The organism is Halanaerobium sp. MA284_MarDTE_T2, from assembly GCF_003337245.1.
In the GTDB taxonomy this organism is placed as follows: domain Bacteria; phylum Bacillota; class Halanaerobiia; order Halanaerobiales; family Halanaerobiaceae; genus QPJE01.
Genome location: NZ_QPJE01000012.1, coordinates 40,809 through 65,646 on the forward strand (window position 1 = coordinate 40,809; position 24,838 = coordinate 65,646).

Annotated in this window: 23 protein-coding genes; 3 read left to right on the forward strand and 20 right to left on the reverse strand. The window is 31.1% G+C overall.

Annotated elements, in window-relative coordinates:
* Nucleotides 1-2: 2 nt before the first annotated feature.
* The 8 genes from DFR78_RS07045 to DFR78_RS07080 all read right to left on the reverse strand — a co-directional run bounded on the left by DFR78_RS07045 (nucleotide 3) and on the right by DFR78_RS07080 (nucleotide 8,289).
* Nucleotides 3-1,946, reverse strand: a complete 1,944-nt coding sequence (locus tag DFR78_RS07045; protein WP_114458135.1) for a methyl-accepting chemotaxis protein — start codon at nucleotides 1,944-1,946, stop codon at nucleotides 3-5.
* A gap of 65 nt (nucleotides 1,947-2,011) precedes the next feature.
* The gene (locus DFR78_RS07050; RefSeq protein WP_114458136.1) at nucleotides 2,012-3,973 is read right to left on the reverse strand and encodes a chemotaxis protein CheA; all 1,962 of its coding nucleotides are present in this window, start codon (nucleotides 3,971-3,973) and stop codon (nucleotides 2,012-2,014) included.
* A 233-nt stretch (nucleotides 3,974-4,206) separates the two neighbouring features.
* Nucleotides 4,207-4,578 carry a hypothetical protein gene (locus DFR78_RS07055; protein WP_114458137.1) on the reverse strand — a complete coding sequence of 124 codons (372 nt, stop codon included), beginning with the start codon at nucleotides 4,576-4,578 and terminating at the stop codon, nucleotides 4,207-4,209.
* Nucleotides 4,579-4,580: 2 nt separating this feature from the next.
* Complete coding sequence (gene fliS / locus DFR78_RS07060; protein WP_114458138.1) at nucleotides 4,581-4,988, reverse strand: flagellar export chaperone FliS; 408 nt, start codon at nucleotides 4,986-4,988, stop codon at nucleotides 4,581-4,583.
* A 66-nt stretch (nucleotides 4,989-5,054) separates the two neighbouring features.
* A complete protein-coding gene (gene csrA, locus DFR78_RS07065; RefSeq protein ID WP_114458139.1) occupies nucleotides 5,055-5,282 on the reverse strand; it encodes a carbon storage regulator CsrA in 228 nt (75 codons plus the stop codon).
* Nucleotides 5,282-5,728 (reverse strand): flagellar assembly protein FliW, encoded by a 447-nt coding sequence (gene fliW / locus DFR78_RS07070; RefSeq protein ID WP_114458140.1) that lies wholly within the window; start codon nucleotides 5,726-5,728, stop codon nucleotides 5,282-5,284. The genes csrA and fliW overlap by 1 nt, the downstream gene beginning before the upstream one ends.
* Before the next feature lie 18 nt (nucleotides 5,729-5,746).
* A complete protein-coding gene (locus DFR78_RS07075; protein ID WP_233487017.1) occupies nucleotides 5,747-6,034 on the reverse strand; it encodes a DUF6470 family protein in 288 nt (95 codons plus the stop codon).
* 233 nt (nucleotides 6,035-6,267) lie between these two features.
* Nucleotides 6,268-8,289, reverse strand: coding sequence for a methyl-accepting chemotaxis protein (locus tag DFR78_RS07080; RefSeq protein ID WP_114458141.1), 2,022 nt, complete (start codon nucleotides 8,287-8,289; stop codon nucleotides 6,268-6,270).
* Nucleotides 8,290-8,573: 284 nt separating this feature from the next.
* Here DFR78_RS07080 and DFR78_RS07085 point away from each other — a divergent pair, with 284 nt between their 5' ends.
* Complete coding sequence (locus DFR78_RS07085) at nucleotides 8,574-9,332, forward strand: glutaminyl-peptide cyclotransferase (RefSeq protein ID WP_114458142.1); 759 nt, start codon at nucleotides 8,574-8,576, stop codon at nucleotides 9,330-9,332.
* A 115-nt stretch (nucleotides 9,333-9,447) separates the two neighbouring features.
* Here DFR78_RS07085 and DFR78_RS07090 read toward each other — a convergent pair whose 3' ends face one another.
* Together DFR78_RS07090 and DFR78_RS07095 are read right to left on the reverse strand one after the other, a co-directional pair.
* Nucleotides 9,448-10,833: a tol-pal system YbgF family protein gene (locus DFR78_RS07090; RefSeq protein WP_114458143.1), complete on the reverse strand. Its 1,386-nt coding sequence runs from the start codon at nucleotides 10,831-10,833 to the stop codon at nucleotides 9,448-9,450.
* A gap of 185 nt (nucleotides 10,834-11,018) precedes the next feature.
* Nucleotides 11,019-11,453 (reverse strand): MarR family winged helix-turn-helix transcriptional regulator, encoded by a 435-nt coding sequence (locus DFR78_RS07095; protein WP_114458144.1) that lies wholly within the window; start codon nucleotides 11,451-11,453, stop codon nucleotides 11,019-11,021.
* Between the two features lie 184 nt (nucleotides 11,454-11,637).
* Between DFR78_RS07095 and DFR78_RS07100 the strand changes: the two genes are divergently transcribed.
* On the forward strand, nucleotides 11,638-12,147 hold the full coding sequence (locus tag DFR78_RS07100; RefSeq protein WP_114458145.1) for a permease: 510 nt from the start codon (nucleotides 11,638-11,640) through the stop codon (nucleotides 12,145-12,147).
* Nucleotides 12,148-12,320: 173 nt separating this feature from the next.
* Complete coding sequence (locus DFR78_RS07105) at nucleotides 12,321-14,324, forward strand: methyl-accepting chemotaxis protein (RefSeq protein ID WP_233487018.1); 2,004 nt, start codon at nucleotides 12,321-12,323, stop codon at nucleotides 14,322-14,324.
* A gap of 127 nt (nucleotides 14,325-14,451) precedes the next feature.
* Here DFR78_RS07105 and DFR78_RS07110 read toward each other — a convergent pair whose 3' ends face one another.
* From DFR78_RS07110 to DFR78_RS07155, 10 genes are all read right to left on the reverse strand, one after another.
* A complete protein-coding gene (locus tag DFR78_RS07110) occupies nucleotides 14,452-14,976 on the reverse strand; it encodes a type II toxin-antitoxin system VapC family toxin (protein WP_199505575.1) in 525 nt (174 codons plus the stop codon).
* Nucleotides 14,957-15,205, reverse strand: coding sequence for a DUF6290 family protein (locus DFR78_RS07115; protein WP_114458146.1), 249 nt, complete (start codon nucleotides 15,203-15,205; stop codon nucleotides 14,957-14,959). Before DFR78_RS07115 ends, DFR78_RS07110 begins: the two co-directional genes overlap by 20 nt.
* A gap of 374 nt (nucleotides 15,206-15,579) precedes the next feature.
* The gene (locus tag DFR78_RS07120) at nucleotides 15,580-17,628 is read right to left on the reverse strand and encodes a methyl-accepting chemotaxis protein (RefSeq protein WP_114458147.1); all 2,049 of its coding nucleotides are present in this window, start codon (nucleotides 17,626-17,628) and stop codon (nucleotides 15,580-15,582) included.
* A gap of 207 nt (nucleotides 17,629-17,835) precedes the next feature.
* The gene (locus tag DFR78_RS07125; protein ID WP_114458148.1) at nucleotides 17,836-19,692 is read right to left on the reverse strand and encodes a type II and III secretion system protein; all 1,857 of its coding nucleotides are present in this window, start codon (nucleotides 19,690-19,692) and stop codon (nucleotides 17,836-17,838) included.
* A 34-nt stretch (nucleotides 19,693-19,726) separates the two neighbouring features.
* Nucleotides 19,727-20,185: a hypothetical protein gene (locus DFR78_RS07130; RefSeq protein ID WP_089716662.1), complete on the reverse strand. Its 459-nt coding sequence runs from the start codon at nucleotides 20,183-20,185 to the stop codon at nucleotides 19,727-19,729.
* Between the two features lie 4 nt (nucleotides 20,186-20,189).
* Nucleotides 20,190-20,738, reverse strand: a complete 549-nt coding sequence (locus DFR78_RS07135; protein WP_089719187.1) for a type 4a pilus biogenesis protein PilO — start codon at nucleotides 20,736-20,738, stop codon at nucleotides 20,190-20,192.
* Nucleotides 20,731-21,258: a hypothetical protein gene (locus DFR78_RS07140; protein WP_089716660.1), complete on the reverse strand. Its 528-nt coding sequence runs from the start codon at nucleotides 21,256-21,258 to the stop codon at nucleotides 20,731-20,733. Before DFR78_RS07140 ends, DFR78_RS07135 begins: the two co-directional genes overlap by 8 nt.
* Nucleotides 21,248-22,345 (reverse strand): pilus assembly protein PilM, encoded by a 1,098-nt coding sequence (gene pilM / locus DFR78_RS07145; protein ID WP_158531728.1) that lies wholly within the window; start codon nucleotides 22,343-22,345, stop codon nucleotides 21,248-21,250. Before pilM ends, DFR78_RS07140 begins: the two co-directional genes overlap by 11 nt.
* Nucleotides 22,346-22,370: 25 nt before the next feature.
* Complete coding sequence (locus tag DFR78_RS07150; protein WP_114458150.1) at nucleotides 22,371-24,080, reverse strand: pilus assembly PilX N-terminal domain-containing protein; 1,710 nt, start codon at nucleotides 24,078-24,080, stop codon at nucleotides 22,371-22,373.
* Nucleotides 24,081-24,085: 5 nt separating this feature from the next.
* The gene (locus DFR78_RS07155; protein WP_114458151.1) at nucleotides 24,086-24,703 is read right to left on the reverse strand and encodes a hypothetical protein; all 618 of its coding nucleotides are present in this window, start codon (nucleotides 24,701-24,703) and stop codon (nucleotides 24,086-24,088) included.
* Nucleotides 24,704-24,838: the final 135 nt, after the last annotated feature.

A 24,838-nucleotide genomic window follows, 5' to 3' on the forward strand; every position in this document is an offset into this window, starting at 1 on the left:
TGTCATATTTTTAGATTATCAACTTCTTCTTTTAAGCCCTCTACAGATTTGCTTTGTTTTTGTGCTGCTTCAGCTATTTGATCACTATTTACTGCCTGTTCCTCTGTTACTCGAGAAATATCTTTACTTCCTTTTGAAAGATCATTAATTCCTGAAGCAGTATCTTTAATACCAGCTGCCACAGACTTAATTCTATCTGTTATTTCATTAAAAGTTTCTGCAGTTTCAGCAACTGAGTCAGCTCCCTGTTCCATCTGCTCATTACTGCTATTTATAGCTATTACAGCTGACTGTGTTTCATCCTGAAGGTTCTCTATTAATCCTCTAATCTGTTCTGTTGAATTTTTAGTCTCTTCTGCCAGTTCTCTAATCTCATCTGCAACTACTGCAAAACCTCTACCTGCATCCCCGGCTCTTGCGGCCTCAATGGCTGCATTTAAAGCCAGTAAATTTGTCTGTTCTGCTATTCCAGAAATCATATTAACAATACTGTCAATTTCTTCTGCCGCATCATTTAATTTATTAATAGTTTTTATAGATTCAGAAGAAGCAGTAAGTGTATCTTCCATTTCTTTCTCAGTTTTCTGCATCATTTTAACACCTTTTTCAGACAGGTTATTTACTTCATCAGTACTGGAGGTTATTTCCTGGACATTTTTGTTAATTGATTCAGTTGTAGCTGCAAATTCTTCAGCTGATGCTGCTACTTCTTCTATAGAAGCAGAAAACTCTTCAACCGATGAAGCCACATTATCATTTAACTTAGATGTTTCTTCAGCATTAGACAGCAAACTCCTGCTCGTCTGTCCTGTTTTTTCTGCAGAATTAGAAATATTTGAAATTAAATCTTTTAAACTTTCCACCATTTTATTAAACGAATCTGCTAGATCACCTATTTCGTCATCATTATCAAGCTCCACTCTTTCGGTCAAATCTCCTTCTGCAATAATATTGGCAGAATCTCTCAGAGATAGTATAGGTTCTGAAATATATTTAGCAATGTAGTAAGAAACAGCTATACCTATTAAGACTGCAAGCAGCGCCACTCCAAGACTTATGTATCTAAGTGTTCTAATAGGTGCCATGACTTCTGAGTTTCTGGCCATTATCCCTAGAGACCAGTCAGCAGACTTTATTGGAGAAAAAACAACTCCACTTGTTCCTCCCATAAGTTCATAAAAATCTATTTTGCTTTGTCCTGAAAACATTTCATTAAATAAAAGTTCTATATCTTCTCCACCTTCATCCAGCAGCATTTTATTGCCAATATATTTTTCATCCTGATGAGCAATAACATATCCTTCAGAATTAAATATAAAACCGTGTCCACTGCCCCTAATTTTCATATTTTCAGCAACAGCAGCAAATTCTTCAAGTGGTAGTGTCCCACCAAAAACTACTTTTAACTCACCATTTATCATAACTGGGTCAAGGATTAATATCACATCTTTAGAACTTCCCGGTTCTTTAACAGGATTGGAAATTACCATTTCTCCTAACTCAGATACTTTCTTAAATGAAAGATACTCTGAAATATCAAATATCTCTTCAGAAAGAGTTGTCTGCACTGTTCCTGTATTATCGGTTATAAATATAGACGAAATATATGGATTTTCTTCCTGAACATTTACAAAAAGTTCTTTATGATTTATAAAATAAAACTCCCTCATCATTTCTGAATCCCACTCTGCTCGAGAATCAAACCAGGTGCGGTCAAGATTTTTAATTGAATTAGTACTTATATTAAGCATCATTTCAATTATTTGTGAGTTGTTGCGGGCTTTATCAAGTGCTGCTGAATATATACTTTCCTCAAGTATATTTTGTGATTGAAAATATGTAAAAACAGATGAAACAGTAATTAAAATAAGAATCAGTATACTCACAATTAAAATTATTTTGGTCCTAATACTGTTAAACTCTACTTCTTTCAAATTAAATAACATTTTTTCCTCTCCTTAAATATACTTGTCTGTTATTATTTAAGTTATAAGGTAATTTATACTGATAATTATGCTACTATATCCCGTACATCTATTATTAATGCTACATCTCCATCTCCAATTATTGTTGCTCCACTAATATATTCGGTATCCTGAAGATAACTGCCCAGAGACTTAATTACAATTTCCTGCTGATTAAGCAGTTCATCAACAATAAGTCCTATTCTTCTATCTCCACTTTTAAGTATAACAACAGACAGATCTCTGCTGTCTGAAACATAACTGCTGTTTTCATTTCCCAGAATTTTATCTGCAGACACAAGAGGAATTGTGTTATCTCTCAGTACAATTACATCTTTACCCCTCACTTTTTTAATGTTTTCTTCACTAATTATCAGTGTTTCACTAACCGAGTTAAGAGGTATGGCAAATATGTCATCTGTTATATTAACCATCAATGCCTGAGTTATAGCAAGGGTGAGTGGAAGAGAAATCACAAAACTGCTGCCTTTCCCTAATTGAGAATCTATACTTATCTGTCCATCCAGTTTTTTAACAACATTTCGGACAATATCCATTCCAACTCCTCGCCCGGAAACATCAGTTACTTCTTCAGCAGTGCTGAAACCTGGGTGAAATATAAAATCCAGTATATCTCTTTTCTCCATCTGCTCTAGTTCTTCTTCAGAGACTATACCTCTCTCGACAGCTTTTTCACCTATTTTATCAGCATCTATTCCAGCTCCATCATCTTTAACTTCTATCATGATTTCACTGCCTTTTTGATATGCTTTAAGTTCAATTTTCCCTTCTTCTGCTTTACCCTTTTGTTTTCTCTCTTCCGATGTTTCAATTCCATGGTCAATTGCATTTCTCAGCAGATGTGTAAGGGGATCAGAAAGTTCATCAATAATTGATCTATCCAGCTCTGTTTCCTGACCTTCCATAATAAAATTAATTTCTTTGCCCATTTTTTGGGAAAGGTCTCTAATCATGCGGGGAAAACGGCTAAACATAACTCCAACAGGAACCATTCTTATCTGCATAACAATATGGTGCAGCTCCATAGTTACTCTGTCCAACTGGGGAATTATTTCCTTGAATTTACCACTTTCTATATCCAGTGACTGCAGTCTGGTTTTGTTTATTAAAAGTTCTCCCACCATATTCATTAGTGTATCCAGTTTAGAAATATCAACTCTAACTGTCGAGCTGGATTGAAAAGAATTAACTTTATGTTCTGCATGCAGACTTTCCTTTTTTTCTTCCTGATCACTTTCTAGTTCTGATGATTCCAATTCGTTGAAATTCAGTATTTTTATATTACTGATATCTTTAATTTCCACTTTTATTTCGTCAGACGGAAGCCAGCTTAAAAAGTAAATATCTAACTTATTACCTTCAAATTGAGAGTTTTCAATTTCATCTCTTGATGGATCTGATTTAAAAAGTGTTCCCATCTCTTCAACTTTTTTGATAACCATAAAAGCACGCACACTTATAAAGTCTGCATCATCAACCTCTACACTTAAATGATAAACTCTTTCTTTTTCTTTTTTCTTTTTAAGAAGATCTCTTTTTTCTTCTGCAGTTAATCCGGCAGAAACTGATTCAGAGTTATCCTCTTTTCTGATATTTTTCTGATCTGAAGTAAAATTGGATATTTCCTCTATAAAACCTTCCATATCGATATCTGCCGGTTCTTCTCCTTCATTTTCTCTGATTTTTTCAACTAAAAACTGGATATTATCCAGTCCCTGCAGCAGGAGGTCGATAAAACCAGTTGTGACACTTAATTCCCCATCTCTAACCCTGTCCAGCATATTCTCCATTTTGTGGGTTAATTCTGTAAGATTTTCAAAACCCATAGTTGCTGCCATGCCTTTAAGAGAATGTGCTGCTCTAAAGACAGCATCTACTGTCTCTTTATCATCAGGATTATTTTCTAAAGTTAATATCCCATTATTGAGTATTTCAATATATTCTTTTGTCTCATCAAAAAATAGATCTAAATAATTATTGTCCTGCAATTAATTTACCTCCCATTCTTAAGGTGCTTAAAGAACATCACTCACCAGTTGATTTAATTTCTCGGCCATTTATACCAGATCTGCAGAATGAATTATATCCTCTCAAAAATATCTGCTACCTGATGTTCAGCCAGATTAAAGCTGACTCCAAATATAATATTACTACCATTAAATTGATTACAAACATAATTTTTAGTTTTAGATTTTTTCAACTTCATTACGCTTTCGTAAAATCAACTCTTCTCATCAAAGAATTTAGCTTCATATTTCCCTCTTTTTTTATAGCCTTTAATGCTTTTTTCTCTGCTGTAGAGATTTACCAGCTTTTCTTTTATTTTGCCGCGGCTGTTCTGCATTTTTTCTATGTTTTCTGCTTCAGCACTCCTTAATTCTTCCAACCTTCTGTAAAGATATTTCGCTTTTTTATCTCCATCTTCCAGTTCCGAAAAATATTCATCTACATCAACTGACTCAATTTTTTTCATTATTTTTTCCTTTTCTTTTAAATTATTAGAAAGAGCTTCTATTTCTTCTGATTCAATAAGCTTTTTTTCTCTGTTCATTAAATCACTTAATTTCTCATAAAGTTGGAGAAGATCCTCCATAATTAGCCACCTACATTTACTTTAAGTTTTTTTGGATTCTTCCTGCTGACTATTTCCTGATAGGATTCAAAAAGTTCTTCTACCAGTGGAATTACATTTTCAATATGTTCTTTTTCTTTACGGAGATTTGCCCTGAGAAGTTCCTGGTAAATAAAATTATACAGCCTTTCTAGATTTTTGGCAATTTCTCCACCCTGTTCTTTATTTAAAGTTCCTTTTAATTCCAGAATAATGTTCTGAGCTTTAATGATATTTTCATGTGCTGCCTCAATATTATTCATCTCTATTTCTTTAACTGCAACTTTCATAAACTTAATACTTCCCTGATAGAGCATTAAAAGCAGCTTGCCTGGACCTGCTGTCTTAATCTGCATCTGCTTATACTGCTGTTCAGCATTTCTACCTCTCATAATTATCCTCCTTATCATATTATTTTAACATATAATATGTCATAATTGGAAATAATTTGCCAAAAATTATTTTTTAAATTTAAACTTTTCCAGTTTTTCGGCAGCCTCACTTTTCATAACAGCTGCTTTATTTTCTTCTGTTACTTCTTCAATCAGTTCTTTTCTTAAAATTTCCACTTCCTTTGGGGCATCTATACCAATTTGAACCTTACCATTTTCTATACCAACTACAATTATCTCAATCTCACCATCAATAACTATTTTTTCGTTGCATTTTCGCGACAGCACCAGCATTATTCTGCCACCTCAAATTCTTCAGAAGAAAAAAGGGGATATTTAACTTTATATTTTTGATTATTTAGTATAATCTGTTTTCCCAGTTTTTCGTACATATTGATTACCAGTGGGGCAGAAAGATTAACTGTAATTTCCTCCACCTTATCTTTCAATGTTATTATATTCAGCACCAAAACGTCTTCTATATCATTTATCTTCAATTCTTTTTCTGCTTTATCACTTATCTCAAATTCATAATTATTGATAAAGTTTCCCGGCTCTACTGTAACAAAAGCAATATCTGCCTTTTTTAGTGACTGCATTATTATAAAAGGTGAATCTTCACTGTAAGGAAGAAGCACAAATTCTCTGTAATCTTCAAAGCCCGGCAGACCTTCTTTAAAGTGCAGTATATTTTCTCTTTCTATCTCAATTTTCCCAAAATCACGGCTCAAAATTTCCAATTAAATCCCTCCTTTAATTTATGCTCTGACATCTATATTTGGACCTCTTTTGAACTTTAAAGTTAATTCTCTTTCCTCTGTGTACATAATTTCTTCTGCAAGATCAGAAATTTTGTAGTTTTCAAAATCCCTCAGCTTATCACCTGTTTCTGCATAAAAGGAAGCTGCCTTAAATGCAGACTGCTGTCCTTTTTCAGCAATATCCTTACCTATATCTGCAATATTATAGAAGCCGATATCTTTTCTAGCTGGATAGTTATCAACATAAACTTTCAGTAAATTGTTGTTTATTCCTCTTCCTATCACAATACCGCCCCCTTAAATCTGTCATCATTATTATTATCGTTAATTTAAGGCTGTTTTTAAATACTGCTACAGTCAATGTAATCCAACAAGCTTCAATTAAAGCCTACATACTTCTTTTTAGCTGTAGATTTAATATTAGAATAATAATTTTTTATATAGAGAATTTAACAATCTTAAGTTAAAGCCAGACCGAGAAAAATCTCAACCTGGCTTCTCCTTATATATTCCTTCTTTTAAATTCTAAATTTATTTACTGCATTTGAGAGTTCCTGAGCCATTTCTGCAAGTTCCTGAGCAGAATTTACAATCTCTTCTGTTGAGGCACTCTGTTCTTCGCTTGCTGCTGCAACTTCTTCTGCATTACTTGCCGCTGTCTGGCTGACTGCTGCAATCTGTTTTACTGCAGATGCTACTTCATCACTATTAAGCTCCATCTTTTCAGCTTGGTTTATTATATTTTCTATAATATTATTTAAAACAGAAGCTGCGTGACTTATATCTTCAAAAGACTTTCCGCTTTCTTCTATTGAGTTTACACTTGTATCTACAGCTTCTTCGGTCTGTTTCATATTTTTCACTGATACTTGTACATCTTTCTGAATCCCACCAATCAGTTCTGATATTTCTTCTGTAGCCTCACCAGACTGTTCAGCCAGTTCTCTTATCTCATCTGCAACAACACTAAATCCTCTGCCTGCTTCTCCTGCTCTTGCTGCTTCAATAGCTGCATTTAGAGCAAGCAAATTTGTCTGAGCAGATATATCTTTAATCAACTTTATTATCTCACCAATTCTCTGTGATGATTCAGCAAGAGAATCTATGGCATCAGATACATTATTGGAATTTTCTTTAAGTTTGTTAACTTCTGCTACAGAATTTTCTATAGATTTATTACCAATCTCTATATTTCCTATCACTTCATCTGCTTTTCTATTCATTGCCTCAGAAGCAGTGTTGACTATGTTAATCTGTTTTGTCAGCTCATCAAGCAGAGCATTTGTTTCCTCTGCCTGTGCGGACTGTTCTTCAGCACCTGAAGCCACATCCTGGATTGCTGTTCCTACATGTTCAGCAGATGCAGCTACTTCTTCACCTGATGCTGACAGTTCTTCACTAGAAGCCGACAGATTGCCTGACATATCTATCACCTGACCGACAAGGCTTTTTAAGCTTTTAAGCATATTGTTAAGGGCTTCTGACAGTTTTCCCACTTCATCTTTAGTTTTTACTTTCAGCTCTGCTACAGAAAGATTCCCATCTGCTATTTCTTCTGCAAAACTGATAGCATTTTTAAGAGGCTTTACTACAGATGAGGTTACCATAAAGACTACAATTGTAGCTATAATAATTGCAATTAATATAGTAATCAATATTTTATTTCTGTATGTATCAAGTGCTGACTGATATTCTGAAGTCGGCAGTGCTGTAACTATAATATAATCATTATAAGGCATATAATGCTGGAGAAGTTCTTTTCCCTCCAGATTGATAATATCACTACCTTCCTGCGTATTTAAAATTGTATTTCCCCAGCTGTAATCTGTAATACTGCTGCCTATCAAGCTGCTGTCTGGATGACTTATTATTTTTCCATTCTGATCTATTATATAAACATAACCATTTCGGCCATATTTGGTTATCTCTGCAGTGCGGGTGATATCTATTTTTGCTAAAATTTCCTGCAGTTCTGCCGGCTGTACACCAATCTGTACAATTCCCGGTTTATCTGTTCTTCCAACCCCTATGTATTTAAATAATTCTTTATCTGTCCCCCTCTGTTGAGGTGCCTGAGCCAGCTCAAAATCTTCATTTTCCAGCCCTTTCAAAAATGGGCGTGTCTGTTCTGTTTCCTTAAAATCAAAGCCAATAAAATCTCTTACACTGGACCACTTTATTACTCCATCTGCATCTGTTACATGTATTTCTGCCACATTCAGCTCCTCCATCAGTGCATTTATCTTCCCCTGAATCATTGGTTCAGATGTTGTTGACAAAAACTGATCTACCATTCTGGCTATTGTGATAAGATGTTTATCTATTGCTTCTTCTGTAAGCTGGGCATTTTCTTTCCTGTCATCAATAATAGTTTTTATTTCTTCCATCTTAGATGTTGCTGTTTCTTCAGTCTGATTCATTATATAATTTCTCTGTGTATCATAGCCTATGTATCCTATTATTACCATCCCTGCTATCAGAACAATAAGTGTAGGTATTAAAAACTTTGCTCTGATAGACTTGAATTTTAGTAATTTCATTTTATGAAAGATCCTCTCCCTCTTTTATTTAAAATTTTTGCACATATTTACATAAAATCATTTTGCTGCAGCCTCTTCTCAAATCTCTTATATAATTATTATCGTAAGTATTATTCTAAAAGTTAAATATCTTTATCAGCCATTAAATAATCTCTCATTCAATTAAGAACTTCAGCCTCAAAAATTCATTCTATTTTAACCAAAATCTTTTTTGAAAAATAATATATTTGCAGGTCCTCAAACTTTTCTGAAGAATTATAATAGGGAAAAGAAAGGAGATATTAATGAAAAAAACGATATTATTACTTATAATTATTACTATTTTTGCCGCCCCTTCTGCTGTATCTGCTAAAATTAAATCTTACAGCTATAAAATTATTAATACCTATCCACATGACAGCACTGCTTTTACTCAAGGGCTGGAGTTTTTTAATGGATTCCTATATGAAAGTACCGGGCTGTATGATAAGTCATCACTAAAAAAGATCAATTTAAATACTGGTGAAATATTAAAAATCAAAAAACTGCCCGGCAATCACTTTGGAGAAGGTATAACTATCCTGAATGATAAAATATATCAGCTAACATGGAAGGCAAAAACTGCTTATGTTTATGACCTGAATTTTAATTTGCTAAAAGAGTTCAGTTATAAAGGTGAAGGGTGGGGGCTGACAAATGACAGCCAGCACCTGATAATGAGCAATGGAAGTAATAAAATATATTACAGAAATCCGGATAATTTTTCTGTACTCAGAACAATAGAGGTGGCAGCATATGGAGAAAAAATTTCTAATATAAATGAACTGGAATATATAAATGGTGAGATTTTTGCCAATATCTGGTTTGAAGATTATATTTTACGGATCAATCCTGAAAGTGGAGAAATAAATTCTATGATAAATCTGTCAGGTATTATTAATCCGGATAATTATTTACATGAGATAAATGTTTTAAATGGTATTGCATATGATGAAGATACCGGCAGGTTATTTGTAACAGGTAAACTCTGGCCGCATATATTTGAAATTAAAATTGTTGAATAGATTGGAGTTTCTCCGAAATTGATTTTTTTCTGCCTCTTTTCCACCATTTTTTCAACTAGTATCGTTATTTTATCTAATTATTTAAACTATAAAAAGGCTGATTCATAAAGTTTTTCTAATTATTTTCCAATATTGCTTTTACTCGCGAATTATTATAGAGGCTGTCGGGAACTTCTTCCACAATTTTTTTCATAATTTGCCGGCTCTCTTCAACTTGATTATTTTCATAAAGAAGCAGACCTAAATTATAGAGTGCCTCATCATAATAATTGCTTTTCTGATAGGTATTTATATAACTGTAATAATAATTTTTGGCTTTTTTATAAGCGCCAAGCCGTTCATAGTTTCTGGCAAGAAAGAAAAGAGCTTCTCTAATTAAATAATTCCTTTTCCCTTCAGTATATAATTTTTCAAAAAGGGGAAGTGACCTGCTGTAATTACCTTTTTCAAAAACATCTACAGCAAGGTTAAAAAGCTGCTGATCACTTAGCTCTCCTATTACTGTACTGTCATTATTTTTATCTGTATTTCTTTCTTCAATTTCTGATCCCACATTTTTTGAGGGGGATTTTCCCTGCTGATTTTCCACACTTATTTTATACTGATTCGGCCGAAGTTTATTATCTCTATTATTTATAAATTTTCTAAAATCAATTCCTGCAAAAATATCTTCAGCAAACTTGATATCCATAAGATCATATTTCTTTTTATTCTGCCTACTAACCTGATTTAAATCTACATCATTATCATTATTATCTGCTGTATTTACCCTTCTATCAGCAGTTTTTTTAACATTTTCTGCTGCTAAATCAGTGCTTTCTCCAGACATGTTTTTAACTTCAGCCATCTGCTGGCTTTCTTCACCTGCTGGAAGCGGTCGACCAAAATTTCCCAACAGCGAATTGAAAGTAAAACCTAATATAAGCACCATAATTACTGCTGCAGCAGGAATTAAAACTCTGGGCGGAATCTTCTTTCTTTGTGACAGTTTATTTTCTGCTTCAATAATATATTTCTGTATGTTTGCACTACCTTTATCTTTTTCATATGCCTGGTTAAAATACTGGAGTGCTTTTTTAAAACGTTTTTTCTGCATATAGGTCAGGCCAAGAATAATATATGGCTCAATTAGATCACCATATTCTTTTATAACTTTTTTTAAAAATTTTATTTTTCTGCCGGTTTTATTATCATCACTGAAGAGCATCTCTTTATATTTTTTTCTCATTTTAGAAAACTTTTCATTTTTAAGCAGGTTCAAGTATTCTTCTGCTTCATTATAATTTTGTTTAATGGAAAGGCTTTTTTCCCAAATTTCTTCTGCTCTGTCAAAACGACATTTAAGATAATAGCAGAATCCAAGCATATTAAGTGAAGCAGTATGACGAGGGTTAAACTTCAGTGATAATTTAAGTTCACTTATTGCTTCTGTTATATTATTATCCATCATTAAATTCATTGTTCTCTGATAATGCTGTCTACTTTTTCTTGATCTATCCATTTAAATACCCCACAGATTTTTATTATTATTCTAATCTTATCATATTATACCAGCAAATTAAATAGAAATAATGAAGCAGCATTTAGCTGTATTTTAAAAAACATAACAGAGATCATGTTGCACAAGAATAAGCCAGTTTTTAGTATATACAGGAACACTGACACTGTGTTAGGCAATATCATTTATTATATTTCTAAATTTATTTCTTCATAAATATTTTCTAGCATTTGATTTAGCAGCTTCCTGATAACAGCATTTTCCTTTTCTGTAAAACCAGAAGATAATATTTCTGTAGTACTTTTCAATATATCATTTATTTCCTTTTTTATATTTTTTCCTTTTTTAGTAACATATAAATTTTTAACACGTTTGTCTGCTTCATTTTTCTTTTTTTCTACATACCCTTCTTTTACTAGTCCGCTTAAAAGTTTGGAAATAGTTACTTTATCTGTTTTAAAAATATCTGACAGTTCTTCCTGATTAATTCCTTCATTATTATAAAGAATTCTTAAAATATGCACCTGTTTTATATTTAAATTAAATTCATTTGCTTTCTTATTAATATAATAATTTATATATTTTGAAATTGTAGTAATATATCTTACCAGAGAATCTTCCATTTATAACCCCCCTTTTCTTACCCTTAATTTATCTTCTATAATAATTTTAACACACAGCATATATAGTTGCAATTATAAACTATATTTGTTATAATTGCTTTAATGTCAAACTAATATAAATCTTCTAATGAAATATTTTACATAGGTAAAGATAATTAAAAAAAACAAAACAGGGAGGAAAATCATGGATATTATAAATTTTATCATTGGCAAAAGTTGGGGACAAAGGATTATTATATTAGGTGCAGCTATTTTATATGCATATTTATTTATAGTTAAACCTAATGTAGCAAAAAAAGGGGTTATCAATTCTTTTCAAACCTTTACCAGCTTACTGACTTTAATTATAGCTGCTTTATTAATTTCGCAGGCTATTGGATTACTAATTCCTGAAGAAAAGGTTAGTGATCTCTTAGGGGAAGGCTCAGGTCTAAAGGGTATTACTGCAGGTGGGCTTTTAGCCGGTCTACTACAAGGTGGCCCTTATGCTGTTTACCCTATCATTAAATCTCTTTATGATAAAGGGGCTCATATAAGTGTAGTAATGGCAATGTTAATGGGATATGGTGCTATTGGAATTGGAAGGGTTGCTTATGGCTTAATATTTTTTGGCCCTAAAATTGTAGGTCTTAGATTGCTTTTAGCAATTCCAGTACCTATTTTAGCAGGATTAGCAGTTTTATTATTTGTTTAAAAATTACTATCTTTACATAAAAAAGGGGTTTCCCCAAAATTATCTTTATAGCAGCAAAAGAGGGACCTCCTTTTTTTGCTAAAATCAATTGACCAGACAAAAAATAAATGATATAATAACATCCATTACCAATTGAGTTATTAATTTATCAAAATGGAGAAAGGAGGTATGATGTGAATAATATTATTAAAAATTTAAAAATCAACGAAAAACTTAATTTAAAAATTATAGTTATTGTTGCATTAATTATGATAATTGGTTTGACAACATTAGGTTATTTTATTAATTCTGTAGTAAAAGAAGAAATTACACTTTTGGCTAAACAGAGAAATAAAAATATAACAAAAGCAGTTCAATCACAAATTAATGCTTTTTTAGAAGAAAGTAAAAAAATTGTAAATTATACAGCAGAAGAAACAAATTTTAAAAATTTGAACAAACCTGAAATTAAAAAAACATTAACTAATATTGGGAAAGAATATTCTCAATTTAATTTAATTTATATGGGAACTAAAAATGGGGAATTATTAACTTATCCAAATGCTGATCTTGGAGATGATTTTGATCCAAGAAATAGAGGTTGGTATAAAGATGCTTTAAACTCAAATTCATCTATTTGGACAGATACTTATACAGATGCAGCAACAGGTGAATTAATTATTACTATTACTAAAAAAGTAGTTAATGATAAAGGACAAATATCTGGTGTTATCGGTGGAGATATTTCATTAAAACAAATAAGCACTTTAATTAATGAAACAAAAGTGGGAGAAACAGGAAATACTTTTCTTGTAAATAAAGAGGGCCAGCTTTTAGCACATCCGAATCAAAACCTTATAGAAAATAATTTCAATGTTAGCAACTGGTTTAATTTAAAAGATCTTTTAAATTCAAATAATACGGTATTTGAATATCAAAATGAGAATAAAAAAATGTTAGCCTCATATTTACCGATTGAAGAAATTGGAGGAACTGTTTTTGCTCAAATACCAACTGAAGAAGCTTATCAAGCAAATCAAAAAATATTAAAAACAACTACAATTTTATCCATTATAGTATTAATTGTTTTATTAGGAGCTATAATTTTATACATTTCAAAACAGGTAATAAAACCTATTTTAAAATACTCAGAAGAAATGGATAAGGTTGCTAAAGGAAATTTAAATGCTAGTGTAGAAGTGAACAGAAAAGATGAACTTGGAAGTTTAGGTAATTCATTTAATTTAATGGTAAAGGACTTAAAGCATTTAGTACAAAATATTAAAAACACTTCAGAAGATGTTACTGAAACATCTAAAACTTTAGATGTTAGTTCAAAAGAAGTAGGAAATACATCAGAACAAGTTGCTATGTCTATCCAGGAAGTTGCAACAGGAGCAGATAGTCAGGCTAAAAGTGTAGAAAATGTATCTTTAAACATTCAAAAATTAGTTGATAGCTTAAACAATTTAAATCAAAACAATCAAAAAGTACAAAATTATACTGATGATATGAATGTTGTTACTAATGAAGGTTCTCAGAAGATGGATAATTTAAATCAACAAATGGAAAATATAGTTGAAGCTATGAGAACTGTTTCTACAGATATTGCTGAATTACAATCTATTTCCGAAGAAATAAAAAGCATTATTGATTTAATAAACAATATAGCAGACCAGACTAATTTATTAGCATTAAATGCAGCTATTGAAGCAGCAAGAGCTGGTGAAGCTGGTAGGGGATTTAGTGTTGTTGCTGACGAAATTAGGGAATTAGCTGAAGAATCTTCTGCTTCTGCTGATAAAATCAAAGACTTAATCGATGAAGTTTCCAAAACAACCGATAAAGTTGGAGAAGAAATGAATAGAAGTGAAGATGAAATTCTAAGTGGAGAAAAACTTGTAAATGAATCTAATAAAACATTTAAGGATATTAGAAAAACTTTAGAAAAAATAAATCAGGGAATGGCAAATTCTGTAGAAGAATTCAAGAAAACAAATAAGCTAAGTTCTGGAATATCAGAAGAAGCTCAAAATATTGCTGGAGTATCCGAAGAAACTTCTGCATCTGCTGAAGAAGTGGCAGCAGCCAGTGAAGAACAAAACGCTACTGTTGAAGAAATGTCTTCAATTGCAGATGAATTATCAAATAAAGCTGAAAATCTTGAAGAAATAATTAAAAAATTTGATATAGATTAATCAGGGAACAATCTCCCTTATTTTATTGCCCTCACGACATATAGGGCTGATGATTTAAATAATACAAACTCAATAGAGAAAAAACCTTCTGATTAATTAATCAGAAGGTTTTTTGCTTCACAATCTACTAATTAGCAATACCATGTAACATTACTTGGAATTCCGACGTGTCTGGATATTTGTTGTATCTATATAGCCCCCTAAATAATCGTAAATTTTTATTGATATTTGAACACATTTTGCAAATATTCATTTCTAACATTTCTATATATATATATATAAAAAAATTATATAAATCTGCATCTATAGATATTATTTCTTTTATATTTTTAGTTTCTGATATTACAATAAGAGTAGCATCCGAAAAATCCATAGGTACGTCCAAATATTTTCTAGATAAATTAATAATTCTAGTAATACTTTCTTTAGTTAGGGATACAGCATTTAATGCACCCTTTCTTATCCATTTTAAAAAATCAATTTGTACCTCAACATTAAAATCTAACATATGCAATACTTCTGTTATTACAGGCCAAGATGTATATAATCTACCGTGATACTCCTTTAAAAATTCTTTTATTTTTTCATGATATTTATCATCTTTATCAAATAAAGCAATAAGTGGTCCTGCATCAATGAGGGTGCTTTTCATTAATTTTTTCCCTCACTTTCTTTTTATATGTTTTAGATAAATTCCCTTTACCACTTCCATGTTTTCCAAAAAGTTCAACACCTAATTCATATGGTTTAGTTTGTTTCTCTTGTTCTTCAATATATTTTTCGAGAGCTTCTTTTATAATATCAGACTTAGTTACATTTTTTTGTTCGGATAAATTATTGATTTTTTCCTCAAGTTCTTTAGATAATCTTACACTAATCATGATACCACCTCTGTATTACATTTTATTATTAATGTCAATGTAAAAATAATTAGGAGTTTCCCCAAAATTTATTTTCAAGCTGCAAAAGGGGGGCTTTAGTCATCAACGAAATTTTTAGATTTATCTAAAACTCAATTCGGGTGTGAAATAGGGCACACTAATCAATGAGTCCTCCTGACTCATGATTAGCTCACTCCATCCTGCAGTTCAACCCTATTTCTTCCTTCATTTCGTTAAGATTCATTGACTAAAAATTTCAATATTCCTGCATCTCCCCTTTTTGCAGCAGTATATAAAAAATGGGGAAAGTCCAGAAAAATAATATATTATTATAAATCTCAACCTTATATTTAATTTAACTACTCTATGCCTATTTAAATTTTAAACTTATTTGATATTTCAGCCAGATCTTCTGCCATCTCTGTTAATTTTTTAGCTGAAGATACTATTTCTTCAGTTGAAGCAATCTGTTCTTCACTAGAAGCAGCAACTTCCTCCGCATTACCGGCAAAATCCTGACTAATTCTATTAACTTCATCTACTTCAGATTCAATTTCCTGACTTGTCTCAGCAGCCTGGTTTATATTTTCCACACTACTAAAGATAATATTAATTAATTTATCAATTTCTTCACTGATCCTATCAAATATTTCGCCATTTTCATTAATCTTAGCAGAACTTTGATTAACCCGGTCAGTATTTTGATTCATCTGATCAACAGCTAAATTAACATCCTTTTGAATAGCACTAATTAACTCAGCTATATTTTCAGTAGCTTGGGAAGATTCTTCAGCTAATTCTCTAATTTCATCTGCAACTACAGAAAAACCTCTGCCGGCTTCCCCGGCTCTTGCCGCCTCAATGGCTGCATTTAAAGCAAGCAGGTTAGTTTGACTGGAAACACTATTAATAAGTTCAACGATTTTACCAATTTCTTCCGATCGCTGACCTAATCTTTCAATTACATCACTAACTTCTTTAGTATCTTTTTCAACTTTAGAAATTTGTTCAATAGATTCATTAATCGATTTTTGTCCACTCTTAACCTTTTTTAATACTTCACTGGAAACCTGATTCATATCTTGAGCTTGTTTTTCTACTGTCTGAACTTTAGAACTTAAATTATTTATATTTTCAGCTGTAGATTCCAACTTAATTGACTGCTCTTCAGCTCCATCAGCAACATTCTGAATAGCTATTCCTACTTCTTCAGCAGATGTACCAACCTCATCTCCAGAAGCTGACAATTCCTCACTATAAGCAGCAACCTGCTGAGCCATCGACTGAATTTGAGAAAGAATTTGTTGTAAATTATCAGTCATATTTTTTAGTGAAGATCCTAAACGACCAAATTCATCTTCTCTGTTCACAAAGTCAGCTGGAAGTTCAGCCATTAAATTTCCGGCAGCCACACTTTCTGCATGTTCAACTGCCATTCTTAGATATTTGAGCACTAACTTTTTAATAAGCAGATAAATGATTAGTAAAAAAGCCAGCATTGCAGCTGCAGAAATAACTGAGGTATTAATTACATTTTGAGTAATTCCAAGTTCTGATTCAGGCAGTGTTAAAACTAGTTTTAATCCACTATTTCCAACTTCCTGATAAGATAACAAATAATCTTCACCATTAATCACTGTTCTAGTTAAACCCGGTTGATCAGCATTTATAATCTGATTTCCAATTCCTGATAATGAACTTTCAGAATCAGTTATTTTAGTTTCCATTGCATTTTCTAAATTCTGGTTAACAATAAAATTTCCCTGATCACTAATTACAAAAGCCTGGCCGTTTTTACCTATTTCAAGTCCGCCAACATACTCTTCCATCCTGGCTAAACCTATATCTAAGGTAACAACTCCAATTGCTTTATTATTTCTTCTAATAGGAGAAGACACAGTGATCATTGGTACACCTGAGATTGGATCAGTATATGGTTCAGACCAGACTGATTCTTGACCTAGACCATCTTGATACCAGTCATACTGAAAATAGTTTCCATCTTGATTACTATATTCCCAGGAGACCTGAATAGAGTTATTCTCTAAATATAAAAAAGGACCATAATACTTCTGCCCTTCTATATATTTCCCTGGCTCCATCCATACTCCACCACCAACAATCATTGAATTATTCTGCATTACATCTTCAAAATAATTAAACAGAAGATCCTCATTATGGCTCACATCATTAGCAACCAAAGACGCAATATTTTCTGAGCCAGTCTGACTTCTTGTGAACTCATTGTTTAAATAACCTGATTCCGCTCTCAATTTCTCTTTTAAATATTTTTCGGACTCACTTCTCATATTATCTCTATAATAATTACTGCTGATATAAATTTGTATTCCAAATATAATAATCCCAGCCAAAATTAAAAAAACCATCAATTTAGCAAATAAACTCTTTTTTAGTATATCCACAAGAATGCTCCCTCTCTTTTTATGACTGCTTTTTCTTAAGTAAATTAGTATTATGATAATTGTAACACAAAAACATTAAGTACTCAAAATTTTAGATGTTAGAAATTATTGAGGATTTATAAAGCTGAAAATTGAATTGATAATAAATTAACAAAAAAAGTCCAGCTTAAAAGCCAAGCTTTAATTACATTTATCACATTTTTAATCTTAATTTGCTAATATAGATTCTAGTTCTTCAGGAGTTAGACCTTCAAATTCTTTTTCTTTTTTATCATTATTTTTTCTTAGACTGTCTAATAATTCTTTTCTTTTTTTACCGCTTTCCTGTAAATACTCATTTATTATTTCTGCTTTAGTTTTTTCTGCTGAAGAATTTTCAGTATCAGAATCTACTTCTACATTGTCATCTCTGATATAATCCTGATTTTCAATTTCTTCTCCATATTTAATAATTCTTGGAGTTACAAAAATCAATAACTCATTAGTCGATTCACTTTTTGAGCGAGATTTAAAAAGTTCACCAAAGATAGGTAAATCACCCAAAAGAGGTATTTTAGTAATTTTTCCTTCTCCATCAGTCTGAATTAAGCCACCTATTACAAATGTTTCATTATTATTTAAACGCAAAGTAGTTTCTACACTCCTGGTTTTAGTAGCTGGAGGTGGTGTAGTATCTATATTTGAATATCTATCTGGATTAATTTCATAAAAGCTGCTCACTTCTGGTGCAATTTTAAGTTCAATTTCATCATTTTCTGTAATCCAGGGAGTAAAAGTTAATTTAACTCCTGCTTCAACATGTTCCCAGGTAGTTGTAATATCCCCATCATCATCTTCTTCTTGAACTGCATATGGTTCTTTGTCAGTTATTGATAAATTAGCCTCTTCGCCATTTAAAGTCATTAAGCTAGGTCTGGCTAAAGTTTTAGAGTCAGAAGATGTGTCTAACAATTTAAAAATTTCAGGCCATTTATAAGTTAAATCTTCTATTTTATCAAGATCTGTATTTCTTTCAATTATAATATCACCAATCCCTACATCCATTGAATCAGAATATTTCATTCCAATTTCTCTAGTTAAATCTGAGGAGATTTCTTCTACCCTGGTCTCAATAATAACCTGATATTGCGGCGTATTTATCTCTTTAATTAACTCTGATACTCCGTCAAGCTTATTTTTTGCCCCATTAATAATAATTTCTTTTCTTTTAGCATTAACATGAAGTTGAATGTCTGGATAAAATTTATTTATTATTTCAGTTATTTGTGCAGTATCTATATAGTCAACTCTCATTTTACGAGTTTCAGGCTCCAAACTCTGATCATAAGTTTTAGCCATTGATAAAATACTCTTAACTGATTCTTCTTCTCCACTTATCGTTATAGTTTCTGTTAAAGGGTTAACCTGAAAATTTAAGTTTGAATTAACTATACGTAATTTTGATTCTAAATCAGCTAAATCTGCATTTAAAACAGTGTAACTTTCACTATATAGTTTAGTTTCTTCACTTTCCCTATTTTCAAAATCTGTTCCACTACTCCCTTTTAGTACTTTAGCAGAATCAAGCCTATTAATCATCTCTTTAATTTCTTCTACTCGATTACTCTCTCCTTTAATAATAAACTGCCTTCTTGATATGTCCATCGAAATTAATGTTTCAGGAAATATTTCTTTAACAATAATTCCTATATTCTCAAAGTCACTTGAGTTAACTTTGACAAACTCTGTAACTAAATTAGAATAGATTTGATCGATTTTTTCAGGCTGAGCAACTACTACAGTGTTATTGTCCCATTTATAATCTAATCCTCTTGTTTTAGTTATTAAATCTAAAGATTTTTCAAAAGTAATATCCTGTAAATGAACAGTAATATTACCAACAACCTGGCTGTCAGTTATTAAGTTAACATCTGCCACTTCTGCAATAGCTCTCAACACATCAACAATATCAGCATTTCTGAAATTCATATCTTCTATTTTGTCCTGTGGTCCTGCTGATGCTGCTGCTGTTAAAGATATAACCAATATTAAAATAATAAAAGAAATCTTCTTTATTTTTATCATTTACTTTGCCTCCAATCAATATGCCTCAAATTTTTTAATATTTAACTCTAATGGAACTGCCATTTTTTATAAATACTGCTTCTCCATTTTGATAAGAAGATAGTCTATAGCCATTCATCATATCTCCAATTTTAAGAAGATGTTTATCCTGGTTATAACTTACAATTAAAGCCATTCTAGAATTAGCAGCTTTTATTACTCCATCAATTACTATCTCTGGTTCTGAAACTGTCTCTTCTACTTGATTACTCTCCTCAACAGCAGTAAATTCTTCTGTGAGATAATTTTCCTCTGTCGCAATTTCGTCTGAAATTTCATCAGTTTCTATTTCTATAAAAAATGGGTTTTTTAAATTTTTAATTTGAGTACTACTTAGTTTATTTGCAGCTGCAAATTCGTTTAAATCACTTTCCACATCAAGATCTAAAGCAGAAGCTGTACTATTAATCATTAATATTAAAATAACGATAGATAATAATTTGAAAATCTTCATTAAATCACCCCGCTGAATTTTCTATAAACTCTCTTAACTCATCTGACTGATGATAAAATAAATTTAAATTTAAAGAAATTAAATTTTCCTGCTGCTGAACATTACTGGCAGTCAAATTTTCTACAACTAATCTATAATCCCAGTTATCTAGCATTTGAAGAAAGGATAGTAATTCAAAATATCCACCCTGAATTTCAAAAGTAAAGGGATAACCATTATCTGTATTTCTTTTTTGATAACTTCTGATATCAACATTACTTTCCCTGGCAAAATAATCAACAGCAGCTAAAATCTCTTCAGCGTCTCTAACCACTGTTTCTAATCGTTCTTCTCTTTCTTTTTTTAATTCAACCAATTCTTTTTCTAAACTATTAATTTGATTTACTTTATTCAATACAGCTGTATATTCGCTTTGAATATTTGTAATCTGATTTTCTAAATCCTGCTGATGAGCTTTGATAGGTTGATAGAGCAAATAATAATAAGCAGCCATTACTACTGTGACAAATAAAATAAAAAGTAGTATTTTTTCTCTTTTAGACAAATTACTCATTATAAATCACCCCTCTATCTTTATTATCTAGCTCCACAATTAAATTAAATTCTAAGCTATCATTTTTTCTAAACCTTTCTAAAGAAATAATAGAAAAAATATCTGAATTAAAAATACGCGAACTAAAATCTAATAATGATCTAATAGTTTCAGCATTACCATTAATTTGAATCTGTCCTCTGCTGTAATCTAAACGATTAAAAGTAATATTATCACCAATTATTTTTGCAAATTCTATAAAAAATGGTGCAGTAGTATATTTTTCTAGTTCAACTTTTTCTGGGAGTTTAAAGTTAGCAATTTCATCTTCTAACTGAAAATAATATTCTTCCTCTGGACGCAGCACTTCTAATCTTGTTTCCCAATCGTTTCTGCGTTTTTCAAGATTTTGAACCTTTAAATAATTAAAATAATAATTTAAGGCTGGTACTGCAATAATTAAAAATATTAATAAGACAACTACAATTTCCATCCATTCAATTTTTACACCATCATCTTTTTCAAGGAGGTTAACTCTCATTATGCATCACCTCACTAATAATAGTACCAGCGGCAGTTGCCATAAAATGTTTATTGATCTGTTTGACATCATTCTTGAAATCAAATTCTTTTAAGGGGTCGATAATCGATATTTTATAATCTATCTGCTCTTTAAAATAGCTGGTTAATCCATTTAATAATAAGCCGCCACCTGTTAAATAGATATTTTCAACAGGATTTTCTTTATTTCTCTCATTATGATATTCTAAAGAACGATTTATCTCAAAAATTATCTCATCTACCAACTCTTTTACCCGTTTCTGTGTTGTTTCAGCAGTGTCAATATCTGTAAGCATTAAATCAAATTTTTTTTCTTCAACTTCTGCCTGCTCAGGAAAAAACTCAAATTTTTTCTTTTCAATTTCAGCCTCTTCATGACTTTTTTCTCCATTCAAAAATAAATTACTAAAATTATCGCCTGAAGTATCTACTTCTCGACTGAGATAAAACTTATTTTCAGCAGCAATTAAAATTTTAGAACTCCTAGCTCCAACATCTAAAATTAAAGCTGGTTTTTCTAATCTTTTATCTTTACTTAGTAGAGATATTAATGCCATATCTTCCAAATTGAAAACCTCAACTTTCAACATATTATTATCAAATATCTCTAAATAACCATTAAGAATATCTTTTGATATCCCTGTCACTAAAAGCTCATACTGATCATTTTCCTCGTTTATAATAATATAATCTAAAGCAATTTTTTCCACCTCAATATCCATAAAATCCTGAACTTCCCAGACCAAGGCCTCTTTTAACTCATCTTCAGGCATTTTAGGCATTTTAAGATTTCTAACAAACTCCTGTCCAGAAGCTGGTGTAACCAATAAAACACCTGGTTTCATATCTTTTTCATTAAAAATATCTGCAATAATTTTTGTTAAAAGATGAGTATCGATAATCTTACCATCTTTAATTGTTCCAGGAGGTAATTCTCTCCTACCAGATGCAAGCAGCTTTAGCTTGCCATTTTTTGCTCTGCTGCTTAAATATTTAATACTATTGTGGCCAAAATCAAGACTAACATACTTTATTCCTTTGATTAAAGATAATGGACTTACTGCCATATAATTCATCTCCCTTCTATTTTATTTATCTAATTACGCTCCAGTCTAATCTGATAGGACCAGTTTTATCACTATTATAGCTATAGTTACCACCATGAACTCTTGTTAAATCTGCTATACCAGGATCTATACTTCCCCTTAGAGGATTATCTTCAGAGTAAGTTTTAACACTTGAAATATCCTGATCTGTATAATTTATTTCATTAAATATCATTGAAGAAGCATAACCACCACTAAAATCATTACTTGTATAAGTTGCAAAAGGAGCAAAATATGCTAAATTAATATCAGATTCCCAAGGCATAGTAATATGACCATTTTCAAACGAAACTGTCTCAGCAGTTGTATAAAAAATTATATTTGCATTTCCATCAAGAGAAAGATTTGCATAAGGACTTATTTCTCCATCAACTAAAATATGAAGTACATCATCTGCTTTTGAAAAATCCATACTTGCTGCTACATTAGGTGTCAAATCTCCATCAATGTAAATATAATTTCCATCATTGTAAAATTGGTTATTGTCATCTATAAAAGCCTGACCTGCATTCATTTCTACCCAATAATCTCTCCAACCATTATAATCCTCTGAATCAGGTTCTAAATCAGGTTGTGGTTCAGGCTGTGGAATTGTAAACCACAAAAATCTATTTCTTCTTTCAGCCCTATAAACTTTACCATTATAATTAATTTTTGTACCAACAGAATAAGATTGATTACTCCAATTACTATAACTTCCCTGATCATCTTCATAAGTGTAGCCGCCTTCTTCATCTAATCTTCTCTTAAATTCTTCTACAATTTTTTCTTGATAATCATAATCATCAGGACTAGGAAGTGATGTTTGATTATAATCAACCTTTCCCTTAGCAAGTCCTACTTTTGATATATCTGGATCATTTATTTCCCAATAATCATTATTAGGATTATCAGGATCCGGTTGTGTTTCATTATCATTAACTTTACTTGTATAAATTTCGTTATCATAAATCACTTTTTCTCGTGATCTATAAATCTTATCATTATTCCATTCTTTAAAAGAATTATCAATCATCCAGTTATCCTGCCAGTTATCTTCTCCAGGTTCTACTGCTTCACCTGCAGAATAATCACCTTTACTGACATAAACCTTATTATCATGGACTACTAATTCTCCCTCAAAATAAGAGGAACTGTTAGACCATTTACTATATAAAACTTCAGCAGTTCCAAAACTGTGATCATCTACATTATAAAATCGATTATACCCATTGAGATTAATTTTATTTGCAAATCTAGAATATTTAAAATAATCAATTAAATGCTCAATTAAATATTCAACTCTAATAGTCTCACTTTCATTACCATTATCAGCTGTAATTTCATAGATATAAATATTATTTTCTTCATAATTAGAATGTGGATTAAATTCAATAGTAATACCATAACCCGCAATATTTAAATCATCTTCAAATTGGCTTTGCAATTTCTGCAGCTCTTTATAAATTTTTTCAGCTGAAAAAAAACCTTTACCAGCAATATTATCTTGATAAAATTTATTTAACTTTAAATCAAGATAATTTGCTCCACCTTCAGCTGCATAAAATGCCTGACTGCGTGCAGCTGCATCCTGTACTAAACCTATATTTGAAGAATACATAAGCATCATAGCAGTAGCTAAACTTCCAACCAGAGCTAATAATAAAATAACCATTACTAAGGCTATTCCATCATTATTTTTAAGATTTTTTTTCATAATGATCACCTCCAGAAATTAAGGTTACGAGGATATACAGTTTTTAATTCTTCAATAACATTACCATTTCCTAAATCTACTCTTATTTCAAATTCAAATGCATTGTTATTAAAATCAATTTCTGTACCATCAACAATAATTTTCCTGACATTATCTCGATTTATTTTTTTGTTATCTTTAAGTCTTATCTCATTACCTTCAATAAGCCTTATTTCAGTACCACCTGTAAAAGTTTTTTCTTTATTATTACCACTACTATCTACATATTTTATTTTAATATCATCAGTGAATTTTATCTTGTCATCTTCAAAAACTATTGTGGTTCCATTTTTAAATTTGATTATACCAGTTCCATCTTTGTATCTTTTATAAAGAATAATTTTCTCACCTGCATAATTTTTTAACTTAAATTCTACTAAATTGGTTAGAGCCCTTTCTTTATTTAAAGGTAGATTTTCAGCTACTTTCTTTTTTAATTCTAATTTATTAGTATTTTTTAGAATTACAAAATCTGCATTTTCAGCATCTTTATCAATTTCATCATACCAAAATTTCCAAGTATCAGGAGTAGTAAAATCAAAATATTTATATTCTCTAATATTCTGAGTAATATCTTCAATCATAATTTGGGTTAAACGATTATTACTAACCCGCTCTGTGCTATCGGTTCAACCCCCTAAATATGGAGAATATGTTTGTTAAGCTCGTTCATTCTTAGTTTCTCATTTTTTTATTTAAGCTAATACTGGTTCAGCAAC